Origin of the sequence: Zhongshania aliphaticivorans (assembly GCF_001586255.1) — a bacterium.
Lineage (GTDB): Bacteria > Pseudomonadota > Gammaproteobacteria > Pseudomonadales > Spongiibacteraceae > Spongiibacter > Spongiibacter aliphaticivorans.
The window spans coordinates 1,617,054-1,633,557 of the sequence record NZ_CP014544.1 but is presented as its reverse complement, the minus strand read 5'-3'; the positions used below and the strand labels follow the sequence as shown (position 1 = coordinate 1,633,557).

At 49.9% G+C, this 16,504-nt stretch carries 17 protein-coding genes; 3 read left to right on the top strand and 14 right to left on the bottom strand.

What is annotated here, in order from left to right:
- Nucleotides 1–66: 66 nt before the first annotated feature.
- From AZF00_RS07180 to rpoE, 4 genes are read right to left on the bottom strand one after another with little or no spacing between them, the layout of a single operon-like run.
- A complete protein-coding gene (locus AZF00_RS07180) occupies nt 67–558 on the bottom strand; it encodes a SoxR reducing system RseC family protein (RefSeq protein WP_008247379.1) in 492 nt (163 codons plus the stop codon).
- Nucleotides 555–1,508, bottom strand: a complete 954-nt coding sequence (locus AZF00_RS07175) for a MucB/RseB family sigma factor regulatory protein (RefSeq protein WP_008247377.1) — start codon at nt 1,506–1,508, stop codon at nt 555–557. Before AZF00_RS07175 ends, AZF00_RS07180 begins: the two co-directional genes overlap by 4 nt.
- A 1-nt stretch (nt 1,509) precedes the next feature.
- Complete coding sequence (locus AZF00_RS07170; RefSeq protein ID WP_008247375.1) at nt 1,510–2,085, bottom strand: sigma-E factor negative regulatory protein; 576 nt, start codon at nt 2,083–2,085, stop codon at nt 1,510–1,512.
- Entirely contained in the window at nt 2,082–2,678 is a 597-nt protein-coding gene (rpoE, locus tag AZF00_RS07165; RefSeq protein ID WP_008247373.1) for an RNA polymerase sigma factor RpoE, read from the bottom strand. Before rpoE ends, AZF00_RS07170 begins: the two co-directional genes overlap by 4 nt.
- A gap of 217 nt (nt 2,679–2,895) precedes the next feature.
- Here rpoE and nadB point away from each other — a divergent pair, with 217 nt between their 5' ends.
- Nucleotides 2,896–4,485, top strand: a complete 1,590-nt coding sequence (gene nadB / locus AZF00_RS07160) for an L-aspartate oxidase (RefSeq protein ID WP_008247372.1) — start codon at nt 2,896–2,898, stop codon at nt 4,483–4,485.
- Here the strand turns inward: nadB and AZF00_RS07155 are convergent.
- Together AZF00_RS07155 and AZF00_RS07150 are read right to left on the bottom strand one after the other, a co-directional pair.
- Nucleotides 4,467–4,922 carry a protein YgfX gene (locus AZF00_RS07155; RefSeq protein ID WP_008247371.1) on the bottom strand — a complete coding sequence of 152 codons (456 nt, stop codon included), beginning with the start codon at nt 4,920–4,922 and terminating at the stop codon, nt 4,467–4,469. The two genes, nadB and AZF00_RS07155, sit on opposite strands and share 19 nt — an antisense overlap.
- Nucleotides 4,894–5,154 carry an FAD assembly factor SdhE gene (locus tag AZF00_RS07150; RefSeq protein ID WP_008247370.1) on the bottom strand — a complete coding sequence of 87 codons (261 nt, stop codon included), beginning with the start codon at nt 5,152–5,154 and terminating at the stop codon, nt 4,894–4,896. Before AZF00_RS07150 ends, AZF00_RS07155 begins: the two co-directional genes overlap by 29 nt.
- Before the next feature lie 132 nt (nt 5,155–5,286).
- On the opposite strand from AZF00_RS07150, the gene ygfZ reads away from it, so the two are divergent.
- Nucleotides 5,287–6,333 (top strand): CAF17-like 4Fe-4S cluster assembly/insertion protein YgfZ, encoded by a 1,047-nt coding sequence (gene ygfZ / locus AZF00_RS07145; RefSeq protein ID WP_008247369.1) that lies wholly within the window; start codon nt 5,287–5,289, stop codon nt 6,331–6,333.
- Between the two features lie 3 nt (nt 6,334–6,336).
- Here ygfZ and AZF00_RS07140 read toward each other — a convergent pair whose 3' ends face one another.
- The 6 genes from AZF00_RS07140 to AZF00_RS07115 all read right to left on the bottom strand — a co-directional run bounded on the left by AZF00_RS07140 (nt 6,337) and on the right by AZF00_RS07115 (nt 13,942).
- On the bottom strand, nt 6,337–7,176 hold the full coding sequence (locus AZF00_RS07140) for an SDR family NAD(P)-dependent oxidoreductase (RefSeq protein ID WP_008247367.1): 840 nt from the start codon (nt 7,174–7,176) through the stop codon (nt 6,337–6,339).
- A gap of 9 nt (nt 7,177–7,185) precedes the next feature.
- Complete coding sequence (locus AZF00_RS07135; RefSeq protein ID WP_008247366.1) at nt 7,186–8,721, bottom strand: flavin-containing monooxygenase; 1,536 nt, start codon at nt 8,719–8,721, stop codon at nt 7,186–7,188.
- A 15-nt stretch (nt 8,722–8,736) separates the two neighbouring features.
- On the bottom strand, nt 8,737–9,726 hold the full coding sequence (locus AZF00_RS07130; RefSeq protein WP_008247364.1) for an alpha/beta fold hydrolase: 990 nt from the start codon (nt 9,724–9,726) through the stop codon (nt 8,737–8,739).
- Nucleotides 9,723–10,589, bottom strand: coding sequence for a metal-dependent hydrolase (locus tag AZF00_RS07125; RefSeq protein ID WP_008247362.1), 867 nt, complete (start codon nt 10,587–10,589; stop codon nt 9,723–9,725). The genes AZF00_RS07130 and AZF00_RS07125 overlap by 4 nt, the downstream gene beginning before the upstream one ends.
- Nucleotides 10,590–10,768: 179 nt before the next feature.
- Entirely contained in the window at nt 10,769–11,431 is a 663-nt protein-coding gene (locus tag AZF00_RS07120; protein ID WP_040802674.1) for an START domain-containing protein, read from the bottom strand.
- A gap of 69 nt (nt 11,432–11,500) precedes the next feature.
- The gene (locus tag AZF00_RS07115) at nt 11,501–13,942 is read right to left on the bottom strand and encodes a TonB-dependent receptor (RefSeq protein WP_008247359.1); all 2,442 of its coding nucleotides are present in this window, start codon (nt 13,940–13,942) and stop codon (nt 11,501–11,503) included.
- 187 nt (nt 13,943–14,129) lie between these two features.
- Between AZF00_RS07115 and AZF00_RS07110 the strand changes: the two genes are divergently transcribed.
- The gene (locus tag AZF00_RS07110; protein ID WP_008247343.1) at nt 14,130–15,068 is read left to right on the top strand and encodes a MerR family transcriptional regulator; all 939 of its coding nucleotides are present in this window, start codon (nt 14,130–14,132) and stop codon (nt 15,066–15,068) included.
- Here the strand turns inward: AZF00_RS07110 and ung are convergent.
- Nucleotides 15,058–15,768 (bottom strand): uracil-DNA glycosylase, encoded by a 711-nt coding sequence (gene ung / locus AZF00_RS07105; protein ID WP_008247342.1) that lies wholly within the window; start codon nt 15,766–15,768, stop codon nt 15,058–15,060. The genes AZF00_RS07110 and ung overlap by 11 nt on opposite strands.
- Nucleotides 15,769–15,798: 30 nt before the next feature.
- Nucleotides 15,799–16,491 (bottom strand): EthD domain-containing protein, encoded by a 693-nt coding sequence (locus AZF00_RS07100; protein ID WP_008247341.1) that lies wholly within the window; start codon nt 16,489–16,491, stop codon nt 15,799–15,801.
- Nucleotides 16,492–16,504: the final 13 nt, after the last annotated feature.

Sequence of the window (16,504 nt, the reverse complement as noted above, 5' to 3'; positions counted from 1 at the left end):
CAAAAATGATAAAAATTCAGGGGCGCGATTGTAGCGCAAAGCCGGGGGTCTAAGCTATGAATAGACTCAAACAGAGTGGGGGGAATTTAATACGGAGACCAGTTGCGGACCAGACGTCGGCTTTTTTGCTAAAACGCTTGGCTGGTATACCGGATTATTGCGATTTATCTGAGAGTGTGTCCGCAACACCACTAAACCACCAGCAAATCCGAACAAGGCCCCGAACGCCGCGGCAACATCACCAGCAATAAATTGACTAACCACTGCCATCGAAATCAACATAGTCAGCAAGGGCAACAAATATACTAACATCGCACCGCCAACTAAGGCGCGCTCAGGTATACAAATTTCGACTTGGTCATCTAAGTTAAAATCGTCTGCACACTGATTTTGCAGCATCACTCTCAGCTGATTGCGTCGCCCATCAAAGGCCTTGTTCATTAAGCCCTGGCCGCAACCTTTTTGCGCACTGCAACTACTGCAGGTACTGCGCTGTATGGTTTCAACCCACAGAGCATCAGAATCGATGCCTACAACCCGGCCAGTCTCCGTAATCACTGCGCTGCCCAGTTTAGCGATTTAGCAACCTGTTTAGCTGTTAACATGGGTACTTCACCGACCACCGTGGCAAAACTGCCTTGCTCAGGAAAAGCGACCGTGTAACTCACCGAAGCGCCCCGCCGCATGCCACCTTCAACAATCGCCGGAGAACCATCGGCCGCTTTGATCAAGGGCTCAACAAAAACAGACATAACCGCCAAGCCATCGGTATAGGTCATGCCTGCTTCATCATTGTTTTCTGATTGCGCCAAGGTAAAGCCTGCGGGAATCCAATTTGGCTGCCAAGTACGCTGCGATACCTGCAATGCCGCATCACCGACTTTATTATCGCGATGCTGAACTTCTTTGGCGTCCTCGACTACCGGCTCGTCTGCCGAAATATTTAAATTTAGCATAACGTACTGAAAACGCTCTAAAACTTTGCCTTGCTGGTTGACTATATCCGAACGCAGCAACAGGCCAGTCTCTTTATCGAGGGACAATTTATAGCCAAGACGGTAGACATCTCGAGGGCGAATCATCAAGTTTATCGCCTCGCGCCCAGCAACGCGGGCCGCGCCTTTCACTTCAAGATCGTAATACCGATAAAACCCCTGCTCCTCATCTCCGCTAAACAAGCGAATTAACTGAGGACCTGGATGCACACAATTAACATCATGACCGTGGTAGACCAAGTCCTGATGACTGCCATCCAGCGACTCAAGAGATTCAAACTCTTTGCCATCGCGAACGATGTGGGTTATTCGGTAACTACTAAGCTGATCACCCACTTGATAGCTTACTATTGCCCGGTAATTAAGCTCGCGATGACTGTGGGTCATCTTATTGAGCAAATCACTACCCGCTTCAGCACTGGGCTCTATACTCGCAAGCTCGGGCTCTAAACTCAGTGCATAGGCACTGCCAAACATTAAACTCATCGCAACGATAGCAAACCGCAATCTCACGCTATTTGGACTCCTGAGACACAACTCGCGCATAAGACACCATTCCCTGACCATTATTAAAGGCCGCACGATCAGTATGCTTGCGCAAATAGGCTTCAAAACGTTTGCGGGCTTCGGCGTCGTCATTCAGCAGCAAACCGGCCGGAGAACTTTGAGCTTGCGCATTAACGGCCACACCACCCACTGCCGGGCTGGCTTGCGCGGGGTACACCCGACCGCCGAGCCCATTATTGTCAGCAATTTTAGGCGCAGCGCCACCAAAAATGCTGCTTCCCATCGACCCAACCACCACCACCGTGGCGACACTGGCCGCAATGGCTAGCCCGGAAAACACTTGCTTCCAGCTAGTCGAATTGGCAATGTACTGATCATTTTCAATTTCAGCCATCACCCGCGATGAAATATCCCAGCCAGCAAAACGCTGATCATTACCTTTCAGAAGATCTTGGCCGCGATGCAACTCAGCCCAATCTTGGCGAATTTCATTTTGATCCGCACTAAGAATTCGCCGCAACTCAAGCTCGCTGGCTTCGCCATCCATCAATGCTGACAGTGACTCTCTAATGATATCGCTCATATTTCCACCTCTTCGCCACCAATCTGGGCCTTAATCCGCATATCCACCGCCTCTCGAGCACGAAAAATTCGCGACCGAACCGTACCCACCGGGCAGTCCATGACCGATGCAATATCTTCATAACTCAGGCCGTCAAACTCGCGTAAGCTCAAGGCCGAACGTAAATCTTCAGGCAATGCTTTAATTGCATCTTGCACTACCTTTTTTAGCTCTTCACCAAACAGGTGGTTCTCGGGTGTTTCAATATCTTTGAGGGCCGAAGGGCCATCAAAATATTCCGCATCCGCCGCATCAACATCTACCCCCGGGGGGCGGCGGTTACGCGCGACCAGATAATTTTTTGCCGTATTAATGGCAATCCGGTACAGCCAAGTATAAAAGGCGCTGTCACCACGAAATTTTGGCAGCGCCCGATACGCTTTTACAAAGGCTTCCTGAGCGACATCTTGAATTTCGTCGTTATCTTTCACATAGCGTGAAATTAAACCAAAAATCTTATGCTGGTATTTGAGTACAAGAAGATCAAAGGCGCGCTTATCGCCCTTTTGCACTCGCTCGACCAGCTGCTGATCCGTTTCTTTAGGCTGGGCCATGTTTGCTCACCGTCAGCCCTTCGGCAGCATGTATCAAATAGACCGTAGTGGTCAGAAGAAGTTCTGTCATCGTATCCCTTTTTGGCAGTTAAACCTTTTTATGCGGCCAAGCTGCAGGCAAATATTGGTAAGGCGGCGGTGTAACAGTATACTTTGCGCCAATTCACATCCCGAGCGGCATAATATAGCCGCACAGTGGCAGGAGCAAATACCGGGCATGAACCATTACCATTCCCACGATGTTTTGGTGGTAGGCAGCGGCGCTGCAGGTCTCACTCTGGCCTTACACCTTGCCGCCAGCGCACGCGTTGCAGTCATTTGCAAAGGCGAGCTCAACGCAGGCTCCACTTATTGGGCCCAGGGCGGCATTGCCGCCGTACTTCACGACGGTGACACTGTCGATGCCCACGTCAACGACACGCTCATTGCTGGCGCCCAACTCTGTCACGAAGACAGCGTGCGCTTCACCGTTCAAAATAGTAGTGACAGCATAAAGTGGCTGCTATCCCAAGGCGTGCAATTCAGTCGTTTCGAACAACACAGCGATACCTTCCACCTTACCCGAGAAGGTGGCCACAGTCAGCGCCGGATCATTCACGCCGCGGACGCCACCGGCCGAGCCGTATCAGAAACATTGACCCAGCGCGCTGTTGAAAACCCCAATATTGAAATCTTCACCAGCCACGTCGCTGTTGACCTCGTCATGCGCAATAATCGCTGCCACGGCGCTTATGTGCTCAATAGAGACAGCGGCCACGTCGGATTGTTCCACGCCAAAGTAGTTGTATTAGCCACTGGCGGCGCAAATAAGGCTTACCTTTATACCAGCAACCCCGACGGCGCCAGCGGTGACGGCATTGCCATGGCGTGGCGCGCTGGCTGCCGCGTCGCCAATATGGAGTTCAACCAGTTTCACCCGACTTGCCTTTATCACCCCAAGGCAAAATCGTTTTTAATTACCGAAGCCATTCGCGGCGAAGGCGGTAAATTACTCTCTGCCAATGGCGAACGCTTTATGTTTCGCTACGACGAGCGCGGTGAGCTCGCCCCCCGCGACGTGGTCGCAAGGGCCATTGACCACGAGATGAAACGCCTCGGTAGCGACTGCGTCTATCTCGATATTAGTCATAAGTCGTCAGACTTCTTACTCGAACATTTCCCTACCATCAAAGCTCGCTGCCTTGAATTAGGCATTGATATTGGCCGCGAGCCAATTCCGGTGGTTCCTGCAGCCCACTACACTTGCGGCGGCGTAATGGTTGACCAAAACGGACGGACGGACATCCCCGCCCTTTATGCGATTGGAGAGACTTCATTTACTGGCTTACACGGCGCCAATCGTTTGGCCAGCAACTCGCTGCTGGAATGCTTTGTTTACGGCACGTCTGCCGCCAAAGACATCCAGGCTCAGCTAGCCAGCCTGCCGTCACCTCAAATTGCCCCGCCGTGGGATGAGTCCCAAGTTACTGACTCAGACGAGGACGTAGTCATATCTCACAACTGGGACGAGCTGCGCCGTTTTATGTGGGATTACGTGGGTATTGTGCGCACCAACAAGCGTCTACAGCGCGCGCTCAACCGCGCGGCGCTGCTCCAGCAAGAGATCGACGAATATTACTCAAACTACAAAGTCAGCAACGATTTGCTAGAACTGCGTAATTTAGCGGTAGTCGCCGAATTAATCATTCGCTCCGCGATGGAACGTAAAGAGAGCCGAGGCTTGCATTTCACCCTAGACTACCCTGAGACCTTAGAAATCCCCGAGGACACAATCCTCGTCCCAGAAAATTACCGCAAGGCAGACTGACTATCGCTTTTTGGTAGACGCGCAAAGCGCGCAATGACCCGCAAGCGCCGAAAGGTTTGCGGGTCTAGCTGATCGGCTGCAACGACAACACTAAAGTTTCGCCCGCGCCCATCTCGAAATCGAAGCACCAGCATAAACGGCAAAAACGCCGCATCGCGCCACTCAACAAGCTCATTTTCTAAAGCAGCAACCCGGCTCACTCGCCAATTGTTTGCGGTAAACAGCAATTGCGTCGCAGCACCGGACCCGGTCAGCGCAACAGAGTGTCGCCAATAATATTGTGCACTAAGCACAACAAAAACCAGCCCAAGTACCGCCCAGCCCACTGGCAAAATCGCAACAAACACCCACGCGACAGAGCCGTGTACAACCGCTAAATATGCAGCCAAACAGCGTGAAGGCTTTAACTCAAGATGCAGCGGCTTTGGCGTGCGCATTGATAATACGAACAATTTTAGCGAGCTCAGGATCTTCAGGCTCTAGCCGACCCAAAAACCAGCTAAAGAGCTCGGTGTCTTCGCACTCAAGCAATTTAATAAAGCGCTGTTGATCCTCCTCGTCGAGATCGCGAAAGCGCTTTTGTACAAAAGGCTCCATGACCAGATCCAATTCCAGCATGCCACGACGGCAGGCCCAGCAAATTCGCTTGAACTCGTTTTCCGAAACCATTATTTTCCACTACGTCACTGCCCGCTGAGCTAACCGCGCGCAAAACGCGTATTATAGCGTCAATCTGCGGCCAGCACACAGCAGTGCGCCCAGTAAGGTATTTAATCTCGACCGTTTTATCATTGAGACACTATGAACGCATTTTGGCAGCACATCAGCAAAACCTACCCTGACAGCTATTTTAGCGCTTGCTATTGGCAAGCCGACCATCAAGATAGCAAGCCACGCCCTAGTGGCGAGCGAGGGCTGCAGCTAAGCCCCTTAAGTCAATACGGCTTTCTCGCCATAGAAGGCCCCGACTGCAGTAAATTCTTACAGGGGCAAACCACTTGCGACTGGCGAGCCATCAGCACCGAACAGGCATCGCTGGGAAGCTATTGCAATATCAAAGGCCGCATGGTCATCAGCTTTATTGCCGGTATGGCATCACCGGAAGCCGCACTATTACGCCTGCACGCAGACACCGCGGAGAGCGGTCGTGACACCCTTGGCAAATACATTGTATTTTCCAAAGCCAAGATTCGTAACGCCAGTGACGAGCGTGTCGCCATCGGTATCAGCGGCAAGTCTGCGCGCCAAGATTTACAGGCCATCTTTAACGAACTGCCAAGTAAAGCCATGGCCCAGATCAGCTGCGACAAGGGCATTATTGTGCAGCTCGACGAGGCCGGCGAGCGTTTTGAGTACTGGGGGCTGTGTGAACACGCCATTAGTATTTGGCAACAGCTCAGTCCCACAGCCGACATTTGTAGCGCAGATTACTGGGAGGCCCTTAATATCGCGGCGGGCATTGGCGAAGTCTGCGCCAGCAGCCAAGATATGTTTATTCCGCAAATGCTGAACTACCAAGTTATTGGTGGCGTCAGCTTTAGCAAAGGCTGCTATACCGGACAGGAAGTCGTTGCTCGCATGCAATATCGCGGCAAGCTCAAACGTCGCCTTTATAAAGCAACACTCCCAGCAAGCGGGCTGAATTATCCGCCGGGCACTGAATTATTTGGTGGTGAAGCTCAGCAAAGTATTGGCAATTTAGTGAGCATGGTAAGCGACGATCAGAAATGCGAGTTACTGGCAGTGTTAACTGAAGACGCGGTGGCAAGTGGAGAAATTCATTTTGCCAACAGTTCAGCGCTGCTCACTGTCGCTGAACTGCCCTACGCGATACCAAGTAAAGAATAACCCTCAAACCCGCTTTAAAGCCATGCGCGTGCCGACTGTCATCATCGGCACAAGCAAGCGGTCATACCAAGCGGGAAACAGGCGCTGAATTTTGTCTAAAAACCACGCGTCGCTGCCGATCAAAACCCGTGGCTTTGATTTCCGCATCCCCAACATTATTTTCTTGGCGGCCTGCCTGGGGCTCGTTGCCGCAATGCTATTAAACAGTGCCGCCGTTTTATCGACATCAGCGGCATTGCCGGTAATCGAATGCAAATGGCGACCATTATTGGCAATATTGGTCTGAATACCGCCTGGGTGAACCGTTACCACTTTTATTGAGGTCTCTCGCAGATCTTGCCTCAGCGACTCGGAGTAGCCCCTCACGGCAAATTTCGCCGCATTATAGGCCGACTGCGAAGGTACGGACAGCAAGCCAAACAACGACGAGATATTAACAATGCAAGCCTCTGGGCGGCGCATTAATTCCGGCAGAAAGGCTTCCACACCGTTAATCACGCCCCAGTAATTAATATTAAACAGCCACTCCATTTGCTCCCGGGGTTGATCACTCGCATGGCAGCTGAGCGCCACACCGGCGTTATTGATTACGCCATCGACCTCACCAAAATGAGTTTTTACCTCATTCGCCCATGCTTGCATTGCCGCCTGATCACTGACGTCGACGCTAGACAGTAACAGCAGCTCGGTAGCAGCAAGTTCTCTAAGACGCTGCAAATTAGTATTGTCGACATCAGATGCAGCAACCCGCGCACCACTGGCGAGCAAACCCTCGACCAAGGCACGACCGATACCTGATGCTGCGCCAGTAACTGCAATAACCTTATTTTTAAAATTTTTCACCACATCCCCTTAGCTTTGTGCAGCCAGTTCAACGCCAAGCTCGGCGTCATCTTCACGTGACGCTCCGACTTCAACAAATTCATATTCTGCATTATTAAAACGCCGCGTGCGCAATCGGTATAGCCACGAAAAACTCGGCCACAAGGTGGTATTCTTGCCGTCAGCCGTTAAATACCAACTATTGCAGCCCGAGGTCCACGTGGTTCCTTTAAACCGGCGCTGCACATCCTCGTTAAATGTACGCTGAACCTCCGGCTTTACATTTATGTATTCATTTGGCGAAGCTCGCAAGGCGCTTAAATACTGTAAAATATAATGAATCTGCGACTCGATATAAAAAATCACTGACGTATTACCCGGCCCCGTATTCGGGCCCATGATGTAAAGTAAATTGGGGTAGCCAGAGACTGTCATCCCTTTGTAAGCCTCAGAGCCGATAGCCCAATCATTATTTAAGTCGCGCCCTGCCAAGCCCCGCACGGGCATTGGCGCCCCCGATACAGGTACTTTAAACCCCGTGGCCAACACCACCGCATCCACCTCTATGCGCTGACCATCGGCGCTATAAATCGCGTGTTTATCAATATGGCTAATCCCTGCACTTAATAAGCTGACATTACTCTTGGTTAACGCTGGGTAGTAATTGTCTGATAGCAACACTCGCTTACATCCCATTGCATATTGCGGAGTAAGCTGTTTTCTCAACAAGGGATCGCTGACCACTTTTTTAAGATAGCGCCGCCCCATCGCCTCACCAAATCGGGTTAAGACACTGTCCCACATAAATGCAGGCACCACGCTTTCGGCGATCAAATATTGGAGGTTTCGAATAAGCCTCTGCAGAAAGGGCCAACGCCGAAGTCGAGCCTGACGAACAGTACTTTGGCGACGGTCAAACTTTGGCATTACCCACGGCGGCGTGCGCTGAAATAAGGCTAAGGACGCCACCTCTGGCTGAATCGCTGGCACAACCTGAATCGCACTCGCGCCCGTACCAATTACCGCGACACGCTTATTTGTAAGTGAATAGTCTTGATCCCATTTAGCGGTGTGCATAATTTTACCGCCAAACTTTTCTAGGCCATCAATCTTAGGGTATTGAGGAATATTTAAGGCGCCAATTGCCAAGACCACCGCGCGCGCAGTGCTCTGCGTGCCATCGGCAAAATTGATCGTCCATAGACCATTCTTCTCGCAGAATGCGAGACCACTCACCGTCGTATTAAATTGAATGCGGCTATTTAATTGGTATTTTTTGGCACAGTGCTGCAAATAGCGGTGAATCTCCTCTTGAGGCCCATAGCTGCGCCCCCAATCTGGATTTGCCTCAAATGAAAATGAATACAGGTGTGAAGGCACATCACACGCCGCGCCGGGATAAATATTGTCTCGCCAAACGCCGCCAACATCCGCCGCCTGCTCGTAGATCACAAAATCTTGAACGCCCTGCTGCTGCAGGCGAATAGCTAAACCTATACCGCCGAAACCAGCACCAATAATCGCTACCTCAACCGCAGGTTTTACTTCCTTTTTATTATCAGACATATGCATTCTTACTCTCTAATTCGCACACCAAAAATCGTGTAGTAGGCGCGCAGTCAATCCCGGCACCTCCAGCATTGGTAGATGCCCCACAGCGGGTAAAATCATGGCTTTAGCATTGGGGATGCGCTCGCAAAAACCATCTGCGCAGCTGACATCAAGCACTTGGTCTGAGTCCCCCCACAACACGAGTGTCGGCGCACCAATTGACGGTAGCTGTATAAATGTATCCGCCAGGGATTCAACTAAGCTCCCAAACAAAAAGTCATTGAGAACCTTACGATGACTCATTGCCGAACCCATAAGAAAAGCAAACGCGAGTCCTAGCCAACGGCGCTGAGGATGCAGGGCAATCGCAAACACCTGCCATGCATCTTTGGCCTGGCTTGGCGCTAAATAATTAACCCCTGCAGCGAGACCGCTTTCCAGTTGCGTTAGGTGCTTACCAGGCACACCAGCAGCATTCATCAAACAAAGTTTATTCATTAAGCCTGGGTGCCGAGCCGCGATTTGTGCGGCAATTGCACCGCCCATCGAGCTGCCGACAAAATGGGCGCGGTCGACACCGAGATCCTTTAGCCACTGCGCCAGTCGATCTGCTTGAGCAGCAAGGCGATAATCTGCATCAAAAATAAAATCGCTCTGCCCAAAACCCGGAATATCAGGCACCAATAAACGATACGTCTTACTTAACTTGGCAGTGAGATAAGCCCAATTTTCTTTGCTTGAGCCAAACCCGTGAAGTAGGACTACGACAGGACCTGCTGCACATCCCCCCGCCCAATAATGCAAGCGATGCCCGTCGACCTGACTCAGCTTAGACTTAAGGCCTGCCTGGCGCCCCAAAAGTGGCAGCAGGCGCTGCCACAAAAACTTCTTTGGACGCCAGGTCTTTAATGTTTGTGGATCAACACTGGCCAGAGGGGTTAGCTGGAATTGCGCGCGCATATCCTTGAACGCGGCAAGCGCCGCGTCATTTCCGACCAACTCAGCGTGGTGCGGTCTCATGCAACCGCACCCGTGGGCGCGCCATAGTTATCTACCTCCGCGACCAAGGCATCCAGCCCGTCTAAATAATGTGCATTGTTGTGATCCCAGGGGTGAAAGCCAGGCTTAAAATAATCTAACCAATCCGGAATCGTGCGACGTAGCACGCCCGGCGCCCCCCATAAAAAGTTAGTCACTTTAATCCAGCCGCGCACATTCCATAGCTGGCCTTCCTTGCGTACCAAACCGATATGAAATGGAATAACCAACACCCAAAATATAGATGTAGCCATTAACAAAGCCCAGCAACGATGGAAATAGCCCATTAATCCCCCACCGACGACCTGCTGATAGACATCATAGGCAACAGCTTTATGTTCAGTTTCTTCCATTGCATGCCACTTCCATAACGCAGCAAACCGCGGCTCCGCATTGTGCAGAATACGAGGATCGCTCAATACCATATTGGCAAGAATGGCAGTCAAGTGTTCTAAGGCTATTGTTCCTGCTAGCTGAGAAACCTTCGGCGAAAAGCGAGTGAAAAAGCCCAGCAAGCGAATGACAATACGACCATAGCGATCAGATGGCATGCCTTTATCTACCAGGGCCTGATTGTATTCTTCGTGTTCGCGCCCGTGCATCGCCTCCTGACCAATAAAGCCACGTACTGACTCCTTTAAAGCGGGGTCCTTAATTCGGTCGCGGTAATGACGAACGCTATCAATGAAAAAGCGTTCACCGTCAGGGAAAAATATCGACAAAGCATTAAAAAAATGAGTGATGTGAGCACCACCCGCATGCCAATCACCGATACGCTCTTTGGGCAGGTGAAACTCAAGATTACGGCGAACTGGTTGCACTATCTTTTTGCTCTGGCTTTCCATAAAACGCTCCTTAATTAGACATATTATTATGTAACATTGAATGATGTCACATTAAATGCGACATCATTCAATGTCAAGTTAATTTGATTAAAATCTGAACAAATTTTATAAGCGCGAAGCCGCGCATAAGCCCGCGGAAATACGCGGCTAACGCCGCGTAACAAGATAGGATCGAGTAATCAGAAAGGATTAAAATTGGCGTATTCAGGCCTCACGGCTTGCTTAGCCAGTGCCTTCAAGGTCTCAAAGGGATTATCGACTATGAGCGCGTTCACCAAGCCTGCGGGCAAACCACCACCAGGATCTAAATGCAGCTGAAATATCACCTTGGTTTGCGTATCGCTTACTGGGCTAAGTTCAAAGAAGCCCTGCACCGCCTCCATACGAACCGCTGCCCCCGTTTTGGGCATAGCCTGCCGAGCTGGAGCGGGTAGTTTTTCAAGCGCAACTGAGCTCAATTTTACCGTGGTCACTCGGCTTGCAGGATCTTGGCTAATTTCATTGCGCAAAATCATCTCTCGATCCTTCGCCGGCCAAGGGAAGTCATTTTGTAGGTACTGATAGCGGTCTAATAAACTCGCCTTATACAGTAATTTTGGTGATTTGCAGTTGTACATCCAGTTCGAAAAATTAGCGGTATCGTCCAACACCGCCATCAGCTGATTAAGCTCAGCATCAACAACAATCTCACCCCGAAAGGCTTTGTATTCCGAGCCAGCAACTGCGCCAGTAAATACTTTTACCCCCTCAGCGTCTTTGGCCAACTCCCAGTCAACGGCTTGTGCACTAAAGCCAGAAAAAAATAAACCCGCGAGTAGCACAAATTGTTTTATTTTTAACATTAAAGCCAACTCCTGTTCCGTTGATAAAATGAGGACGGTGCTAGGCATAAGCATCGTCCTCAATATGAATCACATGCGATAAGTAAATTGCATGGCGATTGAACGAGGTGGCTCTAAAAAGCCGGTATGGCTGGTGGCGCCAAAAATCGTTTTAGACAACGGCGTGTCGGCAGCGTAAACAATAATCACTTCGTCAGTCAGGTTTTTACCCACGAGCGCCAGCTCCCAATGTTTATCAATTGCGCCAATGCCAATGCGGCCGTTGACTTTAACAAAACCATTTTGTTCAACTCGCGGATCGAGGTTTGAGGATGGGTTGTATTTATCAGTGAAGACAAAATCAAGGCCCAAGCCAATACCTAAAGTCTCACTAATCGGCCTAACATAGCCCATCAAAAATGTACCTGACCAATCGGCAACGTATTGATTGCTCATGCCGGTGTAGTCACAGTTCACACCATTACTCGATGTCGGCGCTTGATCCTGACGACACTGACCATTTTCAAAATCGGTAAACTCAAAATCCATTACCGCCAGCGCGCCACCAAGACTAAAATAATCTGTCAGCTGCCAACGACCATCCATTTCAATGCCCTTGGTCACCGCCTCTTTAGCATTGCCGACATTAAAACCTAAGGTGCCATCAAAAATACTGATCTGTAGGTCTTCATACAGAGTATAAAATAGCGCCAAGTTTAGCTCTGCGGCACCGTCTAGCAACCCCGTTTTTAAGCCAATTTCTAAGCTACTCGCCTCTTCTTCTTCATATTCAAAAGTACCGATTAACACACTTTGATTAGCAACTACCGCACCCGGGTTGCGGGGAGTGGGCTCGGCACTTGGTGACATATTGGAGCGCGCATCAAAGCCGCCCGCTTTCACACCTTTAGTTGCAGTGAAATAAGCCATACCATCGGCAGAGTAATCCCACTGGAAATTTAACAAAGGTGAGAATGACTTTTCCGTGCGCTTGCCTCGAAGGTCATGGCGCTCAGCTGAAAATGTAATACCTGAAACGGTATCTACCTCGCCGATAGGCAGCGAATTCCCATCGAGATCCGCCAAGTCTAGCTTACGACTACCGGTCTTTTTCTCTATCGTTTCGCGACCACCCAAGGTCATACGCCAATCATCACCAAAATGGAAAGTGGCCTGTAAGAATGCAGAAAATATATTCGATGTACTTAAAAATGTCCGAGGCGCGGTAATATTCTCAACCGCATTACCGGCATCGCCAATCCCCAGAATTTCGGCAGGTGATCCGCCTAGGGGATTAGGGTCAACATCACCCCGTCCACCCGCTTCAAGATAATCAGCCGCGTTAAGCAACTGAACAACCACGTCGGAATCTTGAATCAGCTTATCGCGGAAATCGAGTTCATTGCGCTGCAGATAAATTCCACCGATGTATTCAACCGCTTCGCCCGATGGCGACACCCAGCGCAATTCTTGGCTAAACTGCGAATAATCTTCACCTAATTCGAGCTTAAACAATTCTGCCGGCGTTGCATCGCAGTCACAAAGATCATTGTATTCATAGTGCAAATAACCGCTTATAGAGGTGAACTCATGCCCACTTTCGGTCATATTTGTCACATTCAAAGTTAAATTTGTTGTGTCGTTATTACTGTAGTTACCGTTAGTGGCAGACTTATAATCCTGGTAATTATTGCGGACCGAATCATCTGTATCGACATTAACCACACCCGGAAATTGGGTGTTATCCAAAATTTCAGCTTCTGTCTTACCGGTAAACAGGAAAACATCTGACGTTGAGGGTTCATCATTAATAATTTCGGCTTGGCGCCCCAGAGAATCAAAGCTGCCAAGTTCAGCTTTCAGTGCAACTTTGGTGGCATCTGTAGCCTGCCAATTAATTTTTAGGCGAAAGGTTTGCTGATCATACTGCGGGCCATCTATTTTCTGAAACAAGTCCTCGACAAACCCGCCATACTCGCGCAAACGAGCAGAAAAGCGCACACCAACGGTGTCCGTCAATGGCCCAGAAAGCATTAAGTCATACACTTTTTCATCAAAATTTGGTTCGTAGAGTGTCGACAGTAGGCCTTCGAAATACTCACTCGCGTCGGCGGTAACCAGGTTTACTGCACCTGCAATACTGTTTTTACCATGCAGAATATTCTGGGGGCCACGTAGTACTTCAACTCGGGCCAAATCCAAAAAGGGAGCACGTGCTAATTGCGCTCTACCATAGTAAATACCATCAACATACATGCCCACTGACTGTTCAAAGCCCTGATTCATACCCGTGCCAATACCGCGAATATAAATATCAGTACTGATACCACTTTCGGTGACCGTTAAATTGGGAACGTAAGCCTGTAAATCTTCCATTCGGTTAATGCCGGCTTCCATCATTTTATCGCCACTTATTGCACTGACCGACACCGGAACATCCTGTAGACTTTGACTACGGTGCTGAGCGGTCACAATGACTTCCTCTAACACTGCTGCATTTGCCAACGGCGACAAAGCAACTAACGTAGCCATCCAAGATCCATGTAAAATGGAACGCTTACCCATAACACTACCTCAAGTTTGATTATTTTTATGCAACACAAAGCTATGAACCATCAGATAATGTAACATTAATTTGAGAATACAACTGAGTCAAGCTATTTTATTCACAGTGCCATTATTACAATTTGGCAACATTGGCTGAGCAGACAAATTTTTAATGTCACTCACCCCACTAATTGCAATTGATGCTAGCTTTAGTGAGAATCAACGCCTTCAGGGCTCATCACTACCCATCTTCCTTCATCGAGACGGCTACCCAGCAACAATGAAATTTCCCGAAGACACCATCACGAGCATGGCCCAACTCTTACCTCAGACTGGGCAAACTGAAGACCACAGCGAAGCGGATGCGCAGCGCGATTATTCGGTTGAACAATTGGCTATCGCTGCCAATACAACCGTACGTAATATCCGCGCCTACCAAGACCGAGGGGTACTCCCACCGCCGGCATTACAGGGCCGCAAGGGTATATACAACAACCAACACTTATCGCGCTTGCGGCTAATCGCCAATTTATTAGATCGCGGCTACACCCTGTCCTCAATACGAGAATTATTGTCCGCGCTAGAAGAAGGTGTAGGGCTAAGTGAAATACTGGGCATAGAAACGGCAGTTAACTCGCCGTGGACAAATGAGGCCCCGACCACACTCCCCATGACAGAGCTCGTAAGGATGTTTGGCACCAAACTCACGCCGTCAGCGATTAAAACAGCCCATGACCTAGGCCTATTTAGTGTCTCAGGCAGTAAAATGCGCATATCCAGCATGAGCACTCTCAAAGTTGCCGAGGAGCTATGCGGCACCGGTATTCCATTAGACGAGTTGCTCGACATTTTGCGCATGATGCGGGGCAACGTTCAAAAGGTGGCCAATGAGTTTGTTAAACTCGTGTCTCAACACGTGCTGGAGCCTTACGCCGAGCAGAAATTACCGCCGAAGGAAGAATTGCCCAAAATTGCCGAACTGATATGGCGTCTCAGACCGCTAGCCGAAAAGGTTGTTGATGCAGAACTAGGTCGCGCCATGGAAATTGCCGCTAGTCGCTTTTTGGCCGACACCCTTGAAACCATTATGGATGACTTACCTAAGGAATAAGCTGGAACGCTGGCTCGGGCAGCGCTGGAATCTGCCAATCTATGGGCTGCTGGCCATTTGCCGTCAAATAAGCATTCGCCTGCGAGAAATGACCGCAGCCCAAAAAACCTCGATGCGCCGACAAGGGCGATGGATGAGCTGCGCATAAAACCAAGTGACGATCTTGATCAATGTCCGCACCTTTTTTTTGCGCCTGCGCCCCCCAGAGCATAAACACTAGCCTTTCGCGCTCAGTGTTGAGAGTTGATACAAGGGCCTCACTAAAGCGCTCCCAACCCTGGCCCTGATGAGACCCCGCCTTACCCTCTTCCACCGTGAACACGGTATTCAGCAGAAGCACACCCTGCCTCGCCCAGCTATTTAGGCAGCCGTGGTGAGGTATCGGCAAATGCAGATCACGGTGCAACTCCTTGTAAATATTTCTCAGTGACGGTGGCGTTTTCACGTCAGGCAGCACCGAGAAACACAGACCATGGGCCTGCCCCTCTGCGTGGTAAGGGTCTTGACCAAGAATAACCACCTTAACATCAGTCAATGGCGTAGAAGCCAAAGCAGAAAACCATGCCTCTTGCGGCGGAAAAATCTTGGCTCCCGCGGCCTTTCGCTTTTCTAAAAAGGCCATTAATTCACGGTAATAGTCTTGAGCAAACTCCCGCTCTAGCAGATGCCTCCAGGAGGGATCGACGGTAATCTCTGTCACTGCGTTAATGCCTAGCTATTAATAATAAATTCAAAACTGGTACTCGCTCGTGGGTATTACATCAATTTCATCAAAATCGATAAAATTTTGACAGCTAGAAATCATTTTTTGGCAATTGGCTTGGTACTTTTCAGGGTCGCCTTTCGCCGCATAAAACACTTCAGGGTCTGTCATTGCCTCAGCGGGGAAACATTCTTCAACAATAGCGTGATAACAGCCCACATCACTACCGGCAAGTTCAGTGACCACATTTTGTACATAGCGAAAACTCGACTGCGTGTCGATGGCAATCTGGGTGTGCGTGCCCTGCCAGTAGCCTCGCCAATCTTCATAGGCCATGTTCTGAGGGCAACGCAGTAGCGCCACCTGACTAAAGCCCGGTGTCCGCTGCCCGCGTCCCACGCGTTGCGTTGTATTCTCCAGCGCCTCAAACTCATCCACATGATAGCGACTAAATTGGACACAACACGACTGGATGTACTCCTGAAGCACCAGCCGCTCTGCTCCATCATCCAAATAGAGCGAGCACATTGCGTCAAACCCCTGCGCTGAATTTTCCATGCGCAACGCGGAGGCAGCAGCCACCGCGTCATCAACCAGATTCAACTGAATGCGTTTAACGCCAGCTTGAGCAGCCAGTTCAGGTGCCAACCAAGACAATAAACGCTGATTAAATTCTGGCCCAGGCACACCAGCCCACATTAAATAAATAACTTTTTGCACGCATTCTCCTTAT